The sequence below is a fragment of the Neobacillus sp. plas4 genome, from assembly GCF_057221695.1.
Genome location: NZ_CM170152.1, coordinates 6,074,387 through 6,093,561, shown reverse-complemented (window position 1 = coordinate 6,093,561; position 19,175 = coordinate 6,074,387). Strand labels below are relative to the sequence as shown.

Sequence of the window (19,175 nt, the reverse complement as noted above, 5' to 3'; positions counted from 1 at the left end):
CTTTTATGAAAAAGGTTAGTTTTTTTCGATCGATACATGTGAAATTTGTCATCATTTATGTCCTGCTTATTTTAGTTGCTATGCAGGTTATTGGCGTTTATTTTGTCAGGCAGCTCGAAGAAACATTAAGGACCAATTTCCAAACTTCTATAAAAGAACGAGTTAATTTATTGGCCTATAATGTTGTCGAGGAGATGGAGAGGAAAAGAACACCTGAGGATCCTATCCTTGAAGGCGAAATCAGAAAAATTCTTCGAGATTTTGAGTCTGCAGATATTTTTGAAGTCAGTGTGATTGAAGGAAAGTCACGCAAAATCCTAGGAACTTCAGGCGCCAATCAGGGAGTCGTCGGTCAAAGGACAACTGAACTGCGGATTACACAGTCCATTAATTTAGCAGAGGACCAAAGCAGTATCAAGATTGATAAAAAAAGCGGCCATCGAATATGGGTGCTGTCTACGCCAATAAAATCAGGCAGTCAAGTAATTGGTGCGATTTATCTGGAAGCAAAAATAGAAAATGTATTTACCCAAATGAAAACAATCAATAGTATTTTTGCGACTGGGACCGGTATTGCTTTAGCCATTACTGCTTTTTTAGGAATCCTCCTTGCCCAAACCATTACTAGACCGATTACAGATATGAAAAAGCAAGCAATGGCAATGGCGAAGGGAAATTTTTCGCGAAAGGTTCGAGTGTATGGTCAGGACGAAATAGGGACCTTAGCGATGACCTTTAATAATTTAACGAAAAAACTTCAAGAGGCTCAGGCTATGACGGAGGGAGAGAGAAGAAAGCTTTCTTCTGTCTTATCCTATATGACCGATGGTGTTATTGCGACAGACCGAAAAGGCAGAGTAATCTTAATCAATGAACCAGCAGCAGAGATGCTGAATGTTTCACGTGAAACGGTCCTCTCTCAGCCGATTGTTTCTTTGTTAGGTTTAACGGACACGAATACCTTTGAAGATTTATTAGAAGAAAAGGATTCGTTGATTCTAGATTATAGTACAAAAAAGGAACGGTATATTTTACGAGCAAACTTTTCTGTTATTCAAAAGGAGACTGGGTTTGTGAATGGATTGATTGCAGTCCTTCATGATATAACCGACCAGGAAAAAATTGAAGCAGAACGAAGAGAATTTGTTGCCAATGTATCACATGAATTAAGAACACCGCTTACTACGATGAGAAGCTACTTAGAGGCACTGGCTGATGGTGCATGGAAGGATGAAGAAATTGCCCCTAATTTCTTAGAGGTTACACGTACAGAAACAGAAAGAATGATACGTCTGGTAAATGACCTCCTTCAACTTTCAAAATTAGATAGCACCGATTATCGCCTGTCAAAAGAATGGGTGAACTTTGTTGATTTCTACGACCGAATTATTGACCGGTTTGAAATGGCGAAGGATCAAAATGTCAGCTTCAGAAGAAATCTGCCAGGCCATGCTATCTTTGTTGAAATCGATGAAGATAAGATGACACAAGTTCTCTACAATATCATTTCAAATGCATTAAAGTATTCTCCTGAAGGCGGGCATGTCACTTTTTCAATCAAAGAGGAAGAGGAAAAGATTGTAGTCAGTGTCTCGGATGAAGGTGTGGGAATTCCAAAGGAGAATATCGGAAAGATATTTGACCGTTTTTACAGGGTTGATAAAGCAAGAACAAGAAAATTGGGCGGTACGGGGTTAGGTTTGGCCATTGCAAAGGAAATGGTAAATGTTCATAGTGGCATAATTTGGGCTGAAAGTGTAGAAGGCAAAGGCACTACGATTTCCTTTTCACTTCCATACGAGCAATCTGAAGAGGATGAATGGTCATGAGGTATGAAAGTAGTAAATCAGCGATTCTAATATTTCTAATCCTGGTCAGCATTGTTTTAACCTGGAATCTTTGGACGTACCAGCCTAATTTTGACTGGATGGAAAACAGTGATTATGTTGCTGAGGTGACGTTGAAAGAGAAGCAGGAGCTCCAGGAGATCATCCGTCCTGATTTAGCGCTATTTCATGTTAATGGTCAGCACTATGGAACAACCAATGCAGCAGACCTTGATAAGATGATAAGTGAAATAAGAGGATGGTCATTCTATGATGTAACTGATTATTCAGATCATGTTAGTGATATCAAGGAATTGGTGCATGGAAATGGGAATACAGAAATTGTTTTTCCTGCTGATGTCCCGATTGATCTTTATAGAAGTGTATTAAAATTTGAAGAAAAAAAGATTCCTGCTTTTAATTTTAATCGTATGATTATTAATGTTGAAAATTCGGATAAGGGAAATGGGAAAGTTTATTTTATTTCTTCTGATTATCGGCGGGTATATATGAGCCATATCTCACCAGAGTTATTAAATGGATTTAACCGTACTTTTTTTAAAAATGCCGAGCAATATCAGCGTTATTTTGCCTTTGAAACAACAGCAGAGCGGACAATTTTTATCCCTGATGGTAAATTGGAAATGATGGAATATACGTATTTACCGGTCATTTTAAACTCGGAGGCATTCAAAGAGGCGTTGTTTAGTGACCCCAGATTTGTCCAAAGGGGAACGATCGTTAACGGAGAAGAATACAGTGATGTTTCAAGTAAGATGACCGTAAACAACCAAACCAATATGCTGCATTATGTCAATCCAAACGTCGATCCTAATTTTATTGCCAACTCTTATGATTTACTTACTAGAAGTATTGATTTTATTAATGGACATGGGGGTTGGACAGATCCTTATCGGTATGTTGCTATGGATTTGAAAAGAAAATCTGTGAAGTTCCGTTTATATAGTATGGATGGCTACCCTGTCTTTAATGAAATTGGCATGTCAGAAATTCATGAGGTTTGGGGCAGAGAAGAGATTACAAAATATACAAGATCAAATATAGCATTAGAGCTTCCGTTAACCACAGAAATGGTAGAGGTAACACTTCCATCAGGCTCTGAGGCGCTGGAATTTCTTAAAAGCCGAAAGAGTTTTAAACCAGAATTACTGGAACAACTTGTTTTAGGATACCGGATGGCAAGGAACACCGATGAAAACAAACTGATCCTCCTAGAGCCTGCTTGGTTCTATCGATATAACCAGTCATGGGGACAAATCACGAAGGAAGACCTGGGGGGATTGTTACATGGATTGGAGTAAAATAAAAACGATTTTTATCTTAACGTTTTTGATATTAGATGTGTACCTTTTGTTTCAATTTATGAAAATTAGAGACGCAAATAAGTACGAAATTATTGCAGAGGCATCAATTGAGGAAAAGCTGGATGCAGACGAAATTAGCTATAAAGAATTGCCGAAGGCACCTATAAAGGACCAGTACCTTAGTGCAGAACCTAAAATGTTTACCAAGGATGATATAACGAAACTTAAGGGACAAACAGTGAATCTGAAGGAACCAAGCGCTACATTGCAGGTGAAGTTGGATAAGCCATTACAATTAAATGCAAAGTTCGAAGCTGCAGAGCTTACTCCTTTTATCAAGGATCATGTTTTGTTTGGGGACGAATATCACTTTTGGAGGAAAAATGATAAAAAGAATACAATCATCTACTTTCAACATTATGAGAATATGACCTTATATGAAAACCTCAGCGGGATGATTATCTTTCAACTTGATGATAAAAATCAAATCATATCCTATGAACAAACGTATTTAGAGGATATTGAAAAAATGATAGAGAGGAAGGAACTTCTCCCTCCTTTGAAGGCACTTGAAACCTTGCATCAAAAGGGTGCCCTGAAGCCAAAAAGCAAGATTACAAAGGTTGAGCTTGGTTATTCTACCTTAATACAGCTGGCAGCTTCACAAGCATTAGCTCCTACGTGGCGTTTCGTGGTGGATGATAAAGAAAGTCTCTATGTCAATGCATTAGAAGGACAGATTATTCAATTTAACAGCGATGGAAATTAGAGATGGAGTGAAAAAGTATGGATTTGAGGTTTAGCATTTTAGCGAGCGGAAGTACGGGGAATTCGCTATATGTAGAGTCAGATGAACACTCCTTTCTAGTCGATGCCGGATTTAGCGGCAAGCAAATGGAGGCATTTTTCAAACATATAGATCGTGATATAAGTAAATTAACAGGAATTTTTGTAACCCATGAACACAGCGACCATATTAAAGGAATTGGTGTTTTGGCCCGTAAATATAAATTGCCAGTTTATGCGAATGAAAAAACCTGGCAGGCAATGGATCGTCTGGTTGGGGATATTCCATTAGAGCAAAAGATGATTTTCGGTACAGAATGTGTAAAGAGCTTCGGCTCAACAGATATTGAATCCTTTGGTGTATCCCATGACGCAGCAGAACCAATGTTTTATGTATTTCATCATTCTGGTAAAAAGCTGGTATTGATTACGGATACTGGCTATGTAAGTGATCGGATGAAAGGAATCATCTCAAATGCAGATGCCTATATTTTTGAGTCCAATCATGATGTGCAAATGCTCAGAATGGGAAGATATCCTTGGAGTATTAAACGAAGAATTCTCAGCGACCTTGGCCATGTCTCGAATGAAGATGCAGCGATTGCGATGAGTGAAGTCATTGGCGACAATACAAAAAGGGTATATCTAGCCCATTTAAGTCTCGACAATAATATGAAGGACTTAGCAAGAATGTCAGTAGCACAAACATTGCAAAGCCAAGGATTAATCGTCGGTGAGGGATTTGATCTCTATGACACGGATCCCAAGGTACCAACGATTCTTACTGCAGTCTAAGGGGGAACAAAGATACTTATCTTTGTTCTTTTTTATGCTCTTTTCTTATTAAATTTATGAAAAAATTTAATAAGAAAAGAGCTGCAAACTAAATTAAAAGCGCAATATAAATCTTGCCACGTTAAAATCGGCATTAGGATTTTAACAACAAACATTAAGAAAACAGCCTTTTTTTTATAAAATTCTCCCTGAAAGAGTATAATTGTAAGTATAAGCCAAAATATAAATAAGCTCACTTATGAAAGGGAGACGTGGTGGAAATGGGTTATTATGATGATCATTCACAAGAGCGCTACCAAAAGAAAAATGGAAGCAGTAGAGGATATCTTTTTTCCAGTATCGTTGGTGCAATAATTGGAGGTATGCTTGTTGTTCTTTTGATTCCGACATTATCAAATCAGGGATTCCTTCCCTATAATGTTCAGCCAAATCAAAATCAGCCTGCGGGATCAAATAATGATAATCAGAACAATTTTATCCAGCAGCAGGTATCGTATGATGTACAAACGGATACAACGAAAGCGATTGATAAGGCTGCAGATGCGGTAGTTGGAATCAATAATATCCAGACCTCTAACTTCTGGTACGATGAGTCTGGGGACAATCAGGGGCCTGCTGGAACCGGGTCAGGAGTTGTCTATAAAAAGGCAGGAAATAAGGCGTACGTCGTAACCAATCAACATGTGGTTGAAGGTGCAACGCATTTGGAAGTTACCCTTAATGATGGCACGAAGATACCCGCTAAGTTGCTGGGCGGGGATATTTGGACAGATTTAGCGGTCCTTGAAATTGATGCTGATAAGGTGGAGAAAGTAGCGGAGTTTGGCGACTCAGACGCCTTAAAAATGGGCGAGCCTGTTATGGCGATTGGAAATCCGCTAGGTGCTACATTCTCAGGTTCTGTTACCCAAGGAATTATTTCGGGAATTAACCGTACGATTCCAGTTGATATCAATCAAGATGGGATTATGGATTGGAATGCAGAAGTATTACAAACAGATGCAGCGATCAATCCAGGGAACAGCGGCGGTGCATTAATCAATATTGCTGGACAACTTATCGGAATCAACTCGATGAAAATTGCCCAAAGTGCAGTTGAAGGGATTGGTTTATCGATTCCAATTAATTATGCGAGACCAATTATTAATGACCTAGAGCAATTTGGCGTGGTCAAACGCCCATATATGGGAGTCGATTTAAAATCCGTTGCAGAGATCCCAGGATATTATCAAGAGGAAGCGTTAAAATTACCTCGCGATATCACGTATGGAGTTGCACTTCGTCAGGTTATGCCAAACTCACCTGCAGCACAGGCTGGATTAAGAGAGCTCGATGTTATCGTTGAAATGGATGGCGAAAAAATCCACGATGTCATTGATTTAAGAAAGCATTTGTATCAAGAAACAAAAATCGGCGATAAGATGGAAATAAAGTTTTATCGTGAAGGAAAGCTGCAAACGACCACTATCACATTAGCCGAAGATCAGTCATAACAGGAAGCAGGAAGGTGATATAGCCTTTCTGCTTTTTAATGAAATTTTTGTGGATAACTTATCAACAGGGTGTGAATTCTGACAAATTACAGCTGTATATATTGTGGCGAACAAATGATTCCATACAAGATGTGGATAAAAATTGTGGACATGTGGATAACTATTGTGGATAACTTGTTTGTAAACTGTTTGTAAAATAAAAAAGGGGGTTGTGGATTGTGAATATCTCAATTGTCACGGTTGGCAAATTAAAAGAAAAATATTTAAAAATGGGGATCGATGAATATTTAAAGCGAATGAATTCCTATGCGAAAGTGGAAGTCATAGAAGTCCCAGATGAAAAGGCACCTGAGGAGCTAAGTGATGCGGAAATGCTCCAAGTAAAGCAAAAAGAGGGAGAACGAATCTTGGCCAAGATTAGCCAAGATACATATGTGATTGCATTAGCGATCAATGGGAAAATGCAGTCTTCTGAGGAGCTTGCGGATACGTTAGATAAGCTGGCTACCTACGGGAAAAGTAAGATCGCTTTTATTATTGGCGGGTCTTTGGGATTGAGTGAGGAAGTGCTAAAACGTTCAAATGAAAAGCTTTCTTTTTCAAAAATGACATTTCCCCACCAGTTGATGAAGTTGATTTTAATAGAGCAAATTTATCGGGCTTTTCGGATTAATCGGGGTGAGCCTTACCATAAGTAAATGAGGTTTTTTTTCTTATATTTTTAGGTAATGTGTTAGGAGTGATTGGATTGAACGATCCATTGTCAGAGTTTCAAATATCATTTCAACATATTGAATTACTAGTACCAAGAATAAATAAAGGAATTCAATTTATTCTCGTCATTAGTGGTCAATTAAAAATAGAAACATCGAGCCGCTTTTATCAAATGGAAGAAAATGATTTGCTTGTCATTAATCATAATCAGCTTTACCAGGTTCAAGGAAGTGAAAATAATCGGGTAATGATTTTATCGATTTCGGATGGTTTTATGGACCATCATTATGCCGACTACCGAAATCGGCGATTTGAATGCTATTCAAGAGAAATTGATCTCGGAAGAGAAGATATGATTTCTTCCATTCGCAAGCTGCTGGCAAATGTGATGATTAGTTATTATAAACAAGACGAAAGCTACCGAATTGAGATTAAAAGCTTTATCTGTCAAATGTTGATTATATTGATTCGTAGCTTTAAAGAAGAAGGCAGTGTTCTTCAGAAAATGGATACAGGTGACCTGCGTTTATCCCAGATTATTGACTATCTGGAAAAAAACTATGATCAGATGCTTACATTAGAAGAGATTGCAAAGAAATTTTTTCTTTCAAAAGGCTATCTTTCCCGCTATTTTAAACAGAAAATCGGAATGGGATTTAGTCGTTATGTAATGAATATCAGGCTTAAGCATAGTATGAAGGATTTACTTTACACAACAGACTCGATTTCCCAAATCGCCATGAACAATGGCTTTCCAAATACAAAGTCTTTTTCAACTTTATTTAAAGAAGTGTACGGAATGACCCCAAATGCATATCGAGATAGCCATTCTGTCCAAAAAGAAGATTCCGTTCAAAGCTATAGCAAAGTCGATGTTTCAAATCTTATCCAGTCACCAGAAATTATTGCAAAATTAAGCAGCATTATGTTAGATGATCAAAAATCTTATACACATACAGAGACAAGCTATGAAAAGCTGCCGATAACCTTGTCTCAACCGGTGCCAATGATATTACATTATCCTCATCACATTCTTATTATTGGAGGAATAATTGAATTATTAAGAGAAGATGTTCGTTCGCAAGTACTAGATGTGAAAAGGGATTTGCAGCTAAAGTATATCGGCGTTCGTCATCTTTTTAACAATACAGCCATTCCTCCTGAGGTAGAGACAGATGAAGTGATTCCGACAACATCACCGTATTTTAATATTGATAGTGCTTTGGAATTCATGAAAAAACATGACTTATCATTGTATGTCCGGAGCGATTATCAAGATATTTCGAGAAATGAAGAGCAATATTTTACAAAACTCAGCCAATTTATCAAACATTGTTTGCAGCTATACGGGGAATCATTTATTCAACAATGGCATGTGATGTTTTATGAGCCGTATTATACTGGAGTCAAAGCAAAAGAACTGCAGCGGGTTTATTTAAAACTTCATAAACTATTAAAAACAATGATACCTTCCATTCAGGTTGGAGTGTATATGCCTTTTTCTTTCCGCAAAGAAAAGACAAGCGATCATCATGAATGGCAGCTTAAATATAGCGATTCGATTGATTTTATCGGTTATAATGCTAACCAAAATGAAGTCATTGATTTTAAAGAAATGGCGGATACTAAATTTGAATTAGCCAAAGATTATATTAAAGAAAAAACCAACAGGATGAAGCGCTATTTAAAAAAGAATAATCTAGAAAAACCACTTCATCTTGTATCATGGAACACGTTGTCAGGCAATACCAGGTATACGAACGGCACCTTTTTTCGAGGTGCATTAGTCTTGAAAAATGTATTGGAAATAGCAAATGATGTGAAAACAGTTGCTCTCTGGATTAATACCATCGTCCATGAAGACGCAGGAAAAGATATGCGATATCGAATGGATGGGGTAGAATTATTCCATTATCTAAACGGAAAACGACCAGCTTATTTTGCGTTGATGTTTTTGAAACGCCTCCATGGCGAGATAGTGGCACAGGGTAAGGATTACGTGATGACTCAGAATGAGCGGGGATATCAGTTGATTCTTATGAATTGTAATATCATCAATCCTTATTTCTCTGTTGAAGAAACATTTCTTCAAAAACTGAATAAAGAAATTCATGTAACGATTTCTGGAATACCAAAAGGAGAATATCAAATACGCAAGCATGTGTTTGATAAAAATCATGGAGCCTTATACACAAAATGGTGGAATTTAAACAGTAAACATGGCATGGATGCTGAAATCATTGATTATATTATCAATTCCAGCAGGCCTTCTTTAGAAATCTTTGATGAATCGATTGAAGAGGATTGGTCATTTTATTCTTATTTAACAAGTAATGCGATTCACTTTTTTGATATTCGAAAAACATATAAATGATAACGAAGGTCAAACCCTGCAGCTTTTTACAAAGTGCGGGTTTTGACCTTTTTTTGCTTGGATGTAAAAAATCAACCCTATAATTTTCACCTTGTTAAAAAACAAGTTAATAATTTTATATATTGTCATGTGGTTTTACATGAAAATTGACTCTCTTAATTAAGCGGAAATTTTTATAATCATGGTGTAGAAATTCAAAATCGGAGGTTCAACCATGGAGAAAAATTACAAAGGTACAGATAAGATGATCACTGGGATTGTGTTTGGGGTTATCACATTTTGGCTTTTTGCACAGGCAATGGTCAATGTAGTCCCGGCCGTACAATCAGATTTAGGGGTTTCATATGGAACGCTAAATATCGCCATCAGTTTAACAGCTTTATTCTCAGGAATGTTTATTGTAGCAGCTGGCGGAATCGCAGATAAAATAGGCCGTAAAAAAGTCACCTATATCGGGTTAATTTTAAGTATTATTGGGTCCTTATGCCTTGTTTTAGCAAACGGAGCTGTATTATTAATTATCGGAAGGATTATCCAAGGACTTTCGGCCGCTTGTATTATGCCGTCAACGATAGCGCTAATGAAGGCTTACTTTGATGGAAAAGACAGACAACGTGCACTTAGTTACTGGTCTATTGGATCTTGGGGAGGTTCAGGAGTTTGTTCGTTTGCAGGTGGTGCCATTGCAACGTATATGGGATGGAAATGGATTTTTATTTTCTCAATTATTTTTGCCCTTCTTGCTATGTTGCTGATTAAAGATACACCTGAAAGCAAAGCGGAAGGAGCCGGTGCATTTAAATTCGATTTTAGCGGTTTAGCCATCTTTATCGTTACGATGATTGCCATGAACGTTTTTATTACATTCGGTGCAGACTTAGGCTGGACAAGCCCAACTTCTATTATCACAGCCATCATTACCATTGTCGGAGCGATTGTCTTCTTCAAGGTTGAAAAAAGAAAAAAAATTGCCCTTATTGATTTTTCTTTATTTAAAAATAAACCATATGCAGGTGCGACGTATTCAAACTTTTTGTTAAACGCGATTGCCGGAACATTAGTTGTTGCCAATACGTATGTTCAGGTTGGCCGTGGATTTACTGCATTTCAGTCAGGGATGCTATCCATTGGATATTTAGTAGCCGTTCTTGCGATGATTCGCGTCGGTGAAAAAATCTTGCAAAGAGCCGGTGCAAAATTGCCGATGATTTGGGGCGCTGTCATCACGACAGTGGGTGTAGCGTTTATGGGATTAACTTTCTTGCCTGATTTTACTTACACAGTTGTTGTATTCATTGGGTTTGCTTTATTTGGTCTTGGATTAGGCGTATATGCAACACCATCTACGGATACATCCGTATCCAATGCACCATCAGACAAAGTAGGTGAAGCTGCAGGGGTTTATAAGATGGCTAGCTCATTAGGCGGTGCAATCGGCGTTGCTATATCTGCAACGGTATATAGTTCAGTTGCAGCGACTGGAAATATTGAGGCTGCTGCATCCGTAGGGATTATCGTAAACGTTGTATTCGGAATCCTTTCAATTCTTTCGATTGTCATCATGGTTCCAACGAATGCAGGGAAAACATCGCAAGCTTCAGCAGCAAAAATACACACACAAGCACCACAGAAGGTCGCGAATTAAAAATAGAAGTCGGATTCAGCTCGTTTTTATAGAATAGGGGATCTTTCGATCTACACCATAAAAAAGGAGACGAAAATGATGAAAAGTGAATTAATGACGATGTTAGCGTCACGAAAAGAGGAAATCATCTCCATTCGCCGCTATTTACATGAAAATCCTGAGATTTCATTTAAAGAGGAGAAGACGGCTCAGTTCATTGCAGATTTTTATAAAGGCAAAGATGTCGATATTCAAACAAATGTTGGCAATGGTTTCGGAATTGTTGTAACGATTAAAGGTGGAAAACCTGGAAAAACCATTGGCCTGCGGGCTGATTTTGATGCCCTTCCTATTACAGAAGAAACGGATGTACCGTTTAAATCAAAAAATGAAGGCGTTATGCATGCGTGCGGTCATGATGGACATACGGCTTACATGTTAGTTTTGGCCGATTGCCTAATCCAGTTAAAAGGCTCCATTCCAGGTACGATCAAAATCATTCACCAGCATGCAGAAGAAGTGCCGCCAGGCGGAGCGAAGAGTATTGTCGAGTCAGGGTTGCTTGACGACTTAGATGCGGTTTATGGCATTCATTTGCTGCCGATGGGAGCAGCAGGAACCGTTGGATATCATGCAGGCTACTCCTTTAATGGACGGGCATACATGAAATTGAAAGTTCAAGGAAGAGGCGGACATGGATCCTCTCCTCATCTAGCTAACGATGCCATTGTGGCTGCTGCCCATTTTGTTACAGCTGCGCAAACCATTGTAAGCCGCAGATTAAGTCCTTTTGAAATCGGTGTTATCACCATCGGTTCTTTTGATGGAAAAGGGACATTCAACGTAATTAAGGACAGCGTCGAATTAGAAGGCGATATTCGCTATATGACGGTAGAAACAAAAGAAAAGATTGAGAAAGAAGTAAGACGGCTCGTGAAAGGGATTGAAGAAGAATTTGGCGTAACCTGTGAGCTATCCTATACACCAGATTATCCACCTTTATACAATGATCCTGAGCTTACGGCAATGGTTGCTGAAAGCTTACGAAGCATGGATGATCAAGATATTAAAGAAGTAAAAGAATTTCCGGCAATGTCTCCATCTGAAGATTTTGCTTATTATGCCGAAAAATTCCCTGCATGCTTTTTTTACATTGCATGTACACCAAAAGGAATAGAAAATCCTTATTTCAATCATCATCCAAAATTTGATATCGATGAAGATGCCCTCCTTGTGGCTGCAAAAGCTGTTGGACAAGTTGTATGCAGTTATTATCAAATAGACTAATGTATAAACCATGGGGACGGTTATTCTGATCCTCACTATCCACGGTGAATCGTACCATAAATAGAGGCATTGTTTTAGGCGTGCAGGCAGAGGTCGATAAGGTTCTTAAAACGTTAGATCTGCCAGAGGGGGTAACCTATCACTCGGAGGGTCAAGCGCAAGCGATGAACGAAGGGTTTATCAATATGGCGATTGCGATTGTACTTGTATTTATCGTGATGTTGGTGGCGTTTGGTAATATGATCATGCAAATTGCCATTTTATCTTCCTTGCCTTTCTTGTTCTCGGGTGGATTGCTGGGATTGTATTTGTCTGGGCAATCCCTTGGGATGCCGGCGCTTGTTGGATTCTTGATGTTAATCGGAATCGTTGTTACCAATGCGATTGTATTAATGGAGCGTGTAAAGCAGAATGAAAAGAAGGGAATGCAGATCAGAGCTGCCCTACTTGAAGCAGGTAAGACACGTCTTCGCCAATTTTAATGACGGCACTTGCAACAATTGGTGCACTGTTGCCATTAGCTATGTCCAGTGAGGGCGGATTGATTTCGAGGTCCTTAGCGATTGTTGTTATTTCTGGGCTTTTGGCTTCGACTCTGTTAACCTTGGTTATTGTACCAACGACGTATCATATTTTGAGTTCCATTAAGGTGAGATTTAGCAAGAAGCACGATGAAGCAGTGGTTGCCACAAAAGAAAGTGTACCAAAGATAGCGGGGCTTCTTGATATGACAGAATAAAATAGAGATTAAAGGCCAGACAGGATATATGATAGTTGGAAAATCCCATCTGGCTTTTAATTTACCTTATAAAAATGTCTATCAAAAAAGTAATATTTACTGTCATTTTGACACGGCTATTTCAAAATTAGCTGAGCTTCGGCAACTGGCAGTTTCAAAGAATACTTTCCAGATCCGTTTGCGGTTTCGCTGATAAATTTAATCCCGCTTTTAGATGAAATCGAATTTTGTGCGTTTAGAGAAGATTCAAATACAACTTTTACTTCATTAGTAACAGGAGCGAAGGTCCAGTTTTCATCTGCAGAAGGGTCAATGGTTTGTTGTTCCTGAATATAATCAATGATCGCCTGACGGTTTTCATCTGGGTACATTTCGACTGCTGTTTGATTTCTGACTCCAGGGAAATTTCCTCCTGCACGGTAGTTGTTTGTTGCAACAAGGAACTCCTGTTCAAGATCAATTGGCTGGCCATTGTACTGTAAATTTTTAATACGGTTTGCCTCAGCATGAACCAGATTGCCATTTCTGTCATACTTAGCCGGCTCTGTTACATCAATTTCATATGTTACTCCATCTATCACGTCATAGTTATAGGTTGGATAGCTGTTATTAATTAATGGCTGCTCTTTATCTGAAGTTGGGTCAATTTGATTAAACTGACCGACGGACATTTCAAGCCATTCTTTTACATCCGCACCGGTAATTTTAATTGTAGCAACGGTGTTTGGATAAAGATAAAGATCTGCCACATTTTTAATCGCAATCGTTCCTGCTGGAATATACGTATAGTCGCCTCCGAAGCCTGCTTTAAATGGCGCACCTGCAGAAAGAATTGGCAGGTTTTCATCAGAGGTACCCTTCACTTTTTTCTCCACATACCACTTTTGAGCGTTTGTCACAATCTGGATGGAAGGGTCATCCTGAGCAAGGGCAAAATAGCTGTGAATATCTGCTGTCGTAGTTCCCACCGGCTGGCGGATATACTTAATGGTTGCTTCGTGTGCTTCTTTAACAGCTTCTAATACTTCGATATCAGGCTCCGCCAAGCTTGTTTTCGTTGTTTTATCATAAATTGCTCGTAATTCTGACTCAGAATCTTTAACTAGCCATTTCCCTTTTTCTTTTGCAATTTTTAAATCAATGACACCAAGGTGGCTACCCCAGCTTCCTGCCATTACAACAGGTACCCCATTGATCGTCCCTTTTTCCGTATCTACCCCCGGAAGATTTCCATAGTTTCCTGGGAATGTGGAATGACTGTGACCGGAAATAATGGCATCGATGCCTTCTATCTTTGTTAGGTCGTAGGCGGCATTTTCCTCCATATCACTGATTTTTTCATCACCAATTCCAGTATGGGCCAAGGCAATAATTAGATCAGCGCCTTCTTCTTTCATTTTTGGGATTTGTGCTTCGACTGATTTTACAATATCCTTCGTGGTCACCTTACCAGCAAGATGGGCTTTATCCCATTGCATGATTTGCGGAGCGACAGCCCCGACTACACCAACTTTAATCACTTGCGTTTTCCCTCTGTCGTCTACTACTTTCTTCTTTAAAATAGTATAAGGTTTGAAGTAATGGTCATCATTGGATGGGTCGTTATCGTGATCATCCTTAAACACATTGGCACTAACATAAGGCATTGGTGCATCGTCCAATACTTCATCAAGGAACTCTAGTCCATAATTAAACTCATGGTTTCCAAGAGTTGCTGCATCGTAATCTAATTGTTTCATTGCTTGAAAGACTGGATGAAGTTCTCCCTCCTCAAGCTTGTCCACTCTTGCTTTATAATCACCAAGCGGGTTTCCTTGAATCAAGTCACCATTATCAAAGAGGAGAGTGTTTTTCGCTTCCGCTCTAGCTTCTTTGATCAGGGCAGCTGTTTTGGCAAGACCAAATTCAAGCGTCCCAGCATCCTTATAATAGTCATAGTTATAAATATTGGTGTGAAGATCTGTCGTTCCAAGAATCCTTATGGATACCTCGTGTTTTCCAGTCTGATCGGGCTTGGCAGCCATCACAGTATGATACGAAAGGGGAGCAGCTAAGACGGATAATGCCATAGTAGTTGCTGCTAATCTTTTACCTGCTTGAACGAACGGTTTTTTCAATGGAAACAGCTCCTTATACATGTTTTGTTTCAAACCAATTTAAATTATATAGAGTAGTTCCAATACATAAATGTGCCTATAGGCTGGAGAATTCTTAAAAGTTCGTAAACTTCATGTAAATAAATAGGTCTAAATTCCTGCGATGAGTAGCTGTAGGAGGTTCTTCAGCTCCGTTTCTCTGAAAAGGCGAAAGTAGTGGGGATAATAAGAATGATTTTGCTGGAATAATATTATTGTTTGGGCCCAATCCAATTTTTAGCCCGTTAGGTATAGGAAAAAACTCCTGTTTTACGTGGGATTAGTTGATGTTTAGAAACATACAAAAACTATACACTTAATTAACGTTTACTTTACAAATATAATGTTAAATTGAACAGTAAACTATTAATCTATTAGGAGGATTTATTAGATGATTAATAAGAAACTTGTGAAAAAAGGGGCTACTTTAGCACTTGCTTTAGCTATTACTATTCCAGCCGTAACACCGGCATTTGCGGCTTCTCAGAATAACAATAAAATAGAATCTATTAGATTTAATGGAATGCAAGCACCTGCAACGATTGATGAAATGGTAAAAACATATACAAATGCAACCGTTGATGTGAAATATATCAATGGAAAGGTAAAAACATTTCCGCTGACTTACAACTACCTATTTAAATCGGAAGATACGGTAGCAACAGTTAAAGGTGAAAAAGTTCCTGCAGGTACACCCATTGATGTAAATGGAAATCCAATTAAGGATCCTAGCGGCACAAACGGAGAATACTTTGTCTCTGATGCTCCGGATTCAAACAGCTTATTAATGCCTATTAACGGCAAACTTTATATGGTTACACACTATGAATATCAAACGATTGATGCTGCTGGTAAATCAGCATATGGTTTAGTTCCAGCATCTATGTCTTTAACTGAATTGGAACAGGACAAAAAAACAGGTGAACTTAAACCTGTAAATGTAGAAAAAATTGACTTTTCAGCAGTAAATGGACTTTGGATTCCATGTAACGGATCATTATCTCCATGGAATACACATTTAGGTTCTGAAGAGTACGAACCAGATGCACGTCTTTTCTTAAACCCAACTTCGAAAGTAAGAAGTCAAGTTGAAACTTTCGCTCAATACTATTTCGGAGATAAAGCAAAGACTAATCCTTATTTCTATGGCTACACTCCTGAAATTACAGTAGGTAAGAATGGTAAAACATCAGTTGAAAAACATTACAGTACAGGACGTTTCTCTCATGAGTTAGCTAAAGTAATGCCTGATAATAAAACTGTTTTTTACGGTGATGACGGCGGCAATACAGGAATGTTTATGTATGTAGCTGACAAGGAAAAAGATTTATCATCAGGTACACTCTATGCAGCAACATTCAAACAAACAGGTACTGAAAACGGTGGTTCAGGAGATTTACAATGGATTAATTTAGGACATGCAACGGATAAAGAAGTGAAAGATATTATTGATAGCGGCATTACATTCAATGATATTTTTGAAACTTCAGATGCTCCTAAAGAAGGTTTTACGGCTATTAAAACATACTCAAATGAAGGAAAAGTTGAGTACTTAAAGCTTAAACCTGGCAAAGAAAAGGCAGCAGCCTTCCTTGAAACTCGCCGTTATGCAGCCATGCTTGGTGCGACTACAGAATTTAACAAAATGGAAGGTCTAGCGCTAAACGAAAAGGATAAAAAAGTATATATTGCCATTGCCGATCAAAGTAAGGCTATGGAAAAAGATTCAACTGGTAAAGATCCAGCAGACCATATTCAATTACCAAAAATTAAAGCTGGAGTAACTTATCAATTAGACTTGCAAGGCGGCCAAAAAGATAGCAACGGAAAGGCTATTAATAGCTCGTATGTAGCACCATCCATGTCTGGATTAGTAGTAGGGGAAGACCTTCCTGCTGCCGATGCATATGGAAACACTGCGAATGTAGATAAAGTAGCTAATCCAGATAACTTAAGTTACTCTGAAGCAATGAGAACTCTCTTTATTGGAGAAGATAGTGGTGCCCACACAAATAACTTCGTTTGGGCTTATAATGTTGATACGAAAAAATTAGATCGTATTTTATCTGTTCCAGCAGGAGCGGAAGCAACTGGATTATTCGCTGCTGATGACCGCAATGGATTCTCATACATCTTCAGTAATTTCCAGCATCCTGGTGATGAAGTAGATGGTAAGTCCATTACAGCTGTTAATAAAGAAGAACTACTTAAAGCTGTTGCCGAACAAATTGGTATTAATAAAACAGGCGGTATTGGTTATATCTCTGGTATGCCATCTTTATCAAAAATGCCAAAGAATAAATAAGGTAACTGATTTAAGCAACATCAATTAAAAATAATTTAAATAGTTATAAATTGGGCTCCAGTCATATTAGACTGGAGCTTTATCGTTTTCTAGGATCATAGATATAAGTGCCTGCCCCCTCCAATGCGTTAAAGCTTTGTATCATGGGGAGCAGACACTGTTTCCATATATTTAAATTTAAAACCTTCTAGGGAATTGTCTCACAATCGCAACCGTTATGGTATCTGCCATTTCTAAAGCTTCCGCCTCAATTTTATCAAACACGTCGATACTAGCTTTAAAATCCTTTTGGAGATTTAATACTGCCTCTTGTATAGTGAGTGCTAGATGTTCGAAAAACATTTCTCTGAATTCTCTTTCTGATATAAAGGGATTTATTCTACTAAGGAATTTGGAAATTTCTGCTCCATTTGCATACCAACGTCTCTCTGCGTCCGCTGCAGCTTTTTGATTGCCTGCTTTTGCAGCTTTAACAATTTCAGCAGCAATGACCAGGTGATCCCTGATTAAGTTGCTGAAATTATCTGCTACTCTATTCCCATAGAAAGGCTTTAGTAAATTTCCCATATCTGTAGCGTTTCGGAGAAGACGTGCGGTAACAGCAGCTAAATCAGGTAAATTAAATGCTATGCTATTGATTGTCATTCTTGTCCAATATACATGTTGTTCCCAAGCTAAACGCATAGCATTACTTAAACGAACTTCCTGTTCACTAATATAAGAACCGTTGAACCAAGGTGTATTCATGATTTCACCTCCACATTCAAAATCATTCCAGTATATTCAATTTATAAATAAATGCTTGTACATACTTATTTGCAATCGTTGATTTTAACTAAGACACTCGAGAGCGGAAAAAAGTTTAAAAAAAGCTGTGGGGTAAAAAGCTAGGAGTTTGTCCTCCTTGCTTTTTGTCTGAGAATACTTTTGCCAAGTTAGCGCAATTCACGAGCAATGTTTTTTGAAGGCAAATACCCAATAAAGGTAGTTGGAATAAAAAAACTGCAGGTATAGTAGGTGTGGTGAACCGTATCATAAATAGAGTCAAAAGTTGGAGACTTTCCTCAAATGTTTTCTTACATGGCGTTGGCTTTGTTAAGCTTTGTTGCAATATTCTCTAACGATCTATCAATTGGATTTATTAGTTCTGTGGAACTGCAATGTCGTTAGGGGCTAAGTAATAATTCATCTATTGTTTACATAAGTAACGACTAAAACTTTTATCATAAAGAAAAACACATTGAATGGGATTCAGTGCGTTTTTCAGCAGCTTCTCAAATGGAAAAGCTTTTTTACTCAGGTTTAACAGCTATAAATTCGTCAATAGTTTCAGGGGTATGTTTACCTTCTTTTCCTTGGAAAAGGTCGATATTAACGGTCACATCCATGCAACCAAGATATTTTCCGTTTTTATCACGCACTGCCATGAATTTTTGATAAATTTGACCAGTTTCCCCAGTGCGTTTTGGGAACCAAAATTCCCATTCGTCACGCTTTCCTGAATGAAAGTCCTTCAATAGTTTTTCAACGTGGTGAGCCACTTTTGGGTGAAGCTCATGTACATGGCGTCCAATCGCTTCTTTACGACGGCCATGGACGCGATTAGGATTATTTGAATACCAGCGGCCAGTTAAGCAGATGAGGTGACCGTACCAAAAGTAGATGGCACTACGAATCAGATATCCCTTTAAATAATACTTCATGTCCCTGCCTGCAAGAAGGCGGGGACTATTTTATGTTTACGGTATTCTTAGTATAATCAAAGTATCAAA

The 19,175-nt window shown here is 38.3% G+C and carries 13 protein-coding genes and 1 pseudogene; 11 read left to right on the top strand and 3 right to left on the bottom strand.

What is annotated here, in order from left to right:
• The first annotated feature begins 5 nt into the window (after positions 1 to 5).
• The 10 genes and pseudogenes from walK (at position 6) to AC2TFD_RS30205 (ending at position 12,963) form a co-directional block, all read left to right on the top strand.
• The gene (gene walK / locus AC2TFD_RS30250) at positions 6 to 1,829 is read left to right on the top strand and encodes a cell wall metabolism sensor histidine kinase WalK (protein WP_335510733.1); all 1,824 of its coding nucleotides are present in this window, start codon (positions 6 to 8) and stop codon (positions 1,827 to 1,829) included.
• Positions 1,826 to 3,148: a YycH family regulatory protein gene (locus tag AC2TFD_RS30245; RefSeq protein ID WP_335510730.1), complete on the top strand. Its 1,323-nt coding sequence runs from the start codon at positions 1,826 to 1,828 to the stop codon at positions 3,146 to 3,148. The genes walK and AC2TFD_RS30245 overlap by 4 nt, the downstream gene beginning before the upstream one ends.
• Positions 3,135 to 3,920, top strand: coding sequence for a two-component system regulatory protein YycI (locus tag AC2TFD_RS30240; RefSeq protein ID WP_335510728.1), 786 nt, complete (start codon positions 3,135 to 3,137; stop codon positions 3,918 to 3,920). The genes AC2TFD_RS30245 and AC2TFD_RS30240 overlap by 14 nt, the downstream gene beginning before the upstream one ends.
• Positions 3,921 to 3,937: 17 nt before the next feature.
• On the top strand, positions 3,938 to 4,732 hold the full coding sequence (locus tag AC2TFD_RS30235; RefSeq protein WP_335510727.1) for an MBL fold metallo-hydrolase: 795 nt from the start codon (positions 3,938 to 3,940) through the stop codon (positions 4,730 to 4,732).
• Between the two features lie 260 nt (positions 4,733 to 4,992).
• On the top strand, positions 4,993 to 6,225 hold the full coding sequence (locus tag AC2TFD_RS30230; RefSeq protein ID WP_484674741.1) for a S1C family serine protease: 1,233 nt from the start codon (positions 4,993 to 4,995) through the stop codon (positions 6,223 to 6,225).
• 218 nt (positions 6,226 to 6,443) lie between these two features.
• A complete protein-coding gene (gene rlmH, locus AC2TFD_RS30225; protein WP_484674740.1) occupies positions 6,444 to 6,923 on the top strand; it encodes a 23S rRNA (pseudouridine(1915)-N(3))-methyltransferase RlmH in 480 nt (159 codons plus the stop codon).
• A 50-nt stretch (positions 6,924 to 6,973) separates the two neighbouring features.
• Positions 6,974 to 9,313: a helix-turn-helix domain-containing protein gene (locus tag AC2TFD_RS30220; RefSeq protein WP_484674739.1), complete on the top strand. Its 2,340-nt coding sequence runs from the start codon at positions 6,974 to 6,976 to the stop codon at positions 9,311 to 9,313.
• Positions 9,314 to 9,527: 214 nt separating this feature from the next.
• Entirely contained in the window at positions 9,528 to 10,958 is a 1,431-nt protein-coding gene (locus AC2TFD_RS30215) for an MFS transporter (RefSeq protein WP_484674738.1), read from the top strand.
• A 78-nt stretch (positions 10,959 to 11,036) separates the two neighbouring features.
• Positions 11,037 to 12,224, top strand: a complete 1,188-nt coding sequence (locus tag AC2TFD_RS30210; protein WP_484674737.1) for an amidohydrolase — start codon at positions 11,037 to 11,039, stop codon at positions 12,222 to 12,224.
• A gap of 44 nt (positions 12,225 to 12,268) precedes the next feature.
• Positions 12,269 to 12,963, top strand: a pseudogene (locus tag AC2TFD_RS30205) (efflux RND transporter permease subunit).
• Positions 12,964 to 13,079: 116 nt separating this feature from the next.
• Here the strand turns inward: AC2TFD_RS30205 and AC2TFD_RS30200 are convergent.
• Positions 13,080 to 15,032: a bifunctional 2',3'-cyclic-nucleotide 2'-phosphodiesterase/3'-nucleotidase gene (locus AC2TFD_RS30200; protein ID WP_484676393.1), complete on the bottom strand. Its 1,953-nt coding sequence runs from the start codon at positions 15,030 to 15,032 to the stop codon at positions 13,080 to 13,082.
• Between the two features lie 457 nt (positions 15,033 to 15,489).
• Here AC2TFD_RS30200 and AC2TFD_RS30195 point away from each other — a divergent pair, with 457 nt between their 5' ends.
• On the top strand, positions 15,490 to 17,403 hold the full coding sequence (locus tag AC2TFD_RS30195; RefSeq protein WP_484674736.1) for a PhoX family protein: 1,914 nt from the start codon (positions 15,490 to 15,492) through the stop codon (positions 17,401 to 17,403).
• A gap of 177 nt (positions 17,404 to 17,580) precedes the next feature.
• Here AC2TFD_RS30195 and AC2TFD_RS30190 read toward each other — a convergent pair whose 3' ends face one another.
• Both AC2TFD_RS30190 and AC2TFD_RS30185 read right to left on the bottom strand, forming a co-directional pair.
• Positions 17,581 to 18,150 carry an acetylglutamate kinase gene (locus AC2TFD_RS30190; protein ID WP_484674735.1) on the bottom strand — a complete coding sequence of 190 codons (570 nt, stop codon included), beginning with the start codon at positions 18,148 to 18,150 and terminating at the stop codon, positions 17,581 to 17,583.
• A 545-nt stretch (positions 18,151 to 18,695) separates the two neighbouring features.
• Positions 18,696 to 19,106, bottom strand: coding sequence for a PAS domain-containing protein (locus AC2TFD_RS30185; protein ID WP_484674734.1), 411 nt, complete (start codon positions 19,104 to 19,106; stop codon positions 18,696 to 18,698).
• Positions 19,107 to 19,175: the final 69 nt, after the last annotated feature.

What these genes read in the sequence shown, in the direction of transcription:
- walK (WP_335510733.1), top strand. Translation starts at nt 6, where the DNA reads ATGAAAAAGGTTAGTTTTTTTCGATCGATACATGTGAAATTTGTCATC.
- AC2TFD_RS30185 (WP_484674734.1), bottom strand. Translation starts at nt 19,106, where the DNA reads ATGAAGTATTATTTAAAGGGATATCTGATTCGTAGTGCCATCTACTTT.
- AC2TFD_RS30230 (WP_484674741.1), top strand. Translation starts at nt 4,993, where the DNA reads ATGGGTTATTATGATGATCATTCACAAGAGCGCTACCAAAAGAAAAAT.
- AC2TFD_RS30245 (WP_335510730.1), top strand. Translation starts at nt 1,826, where the DNA reads ATGAGGTATGAAAGTAGTAAATCAGCGATTCTAATATTTCTAATCCTG.
- AC2TFD_RS30200 (WP_484676393.1), bottom strand. Translation starts at nt 15,032, where the DNA reads ATGGCATTATCCGTCTTAGCTGCTCCCCTTTCGTATCATACTGTGATG.
- AC2TFD_RS30210 (WP_484674737.1), top strand. Translation starts at nt 11,037, where the DNA reads ATGAAAAGTGAATTAATGACGATGTTAGCGTCACGAAAAGAGGAAATC.
- AC2TFD_RS30190 (WP_484674735.1), bottom strand. Translation starts at nt 18,150, where the DNA reads ATGAATACACCTTGGTTCAACGGTTCTTATATTAGTGAACAGGAAGTT.
- AC2TFD_RS30215 (WP_484674738.1), top strand. Translation starts at nt 9,528, where the DNA reads ATGGAGAAAAATTACAAAGGTACAGATAAGATGATCACTGGGATTGTG.
- AC2TFD_RS30235 (WP_335510727.1), top strand. Translation starts at nt 3,938, where the DNA reads ATGGATTTGAGGTTTAGCATTTTAGCGAGCGGAAGTACGGGGAATTCG.
- AC2TFD_RS30240 (WP_335510728.1), top strand. Translation starts at nt 3,135, where the DNA reads ATGGATTGGAGTAAAATAAAAACGATTTTTATCTTAACGTTTTTGATA.
- AC2TFD_RS30195 (WP_484674736.1), top strand. Translation starts at nt 15,490, where the DNA reads ATGATTAATAAGAAACTTGTGAAAAAAGGGGCTACTTTAGCACTTGCT.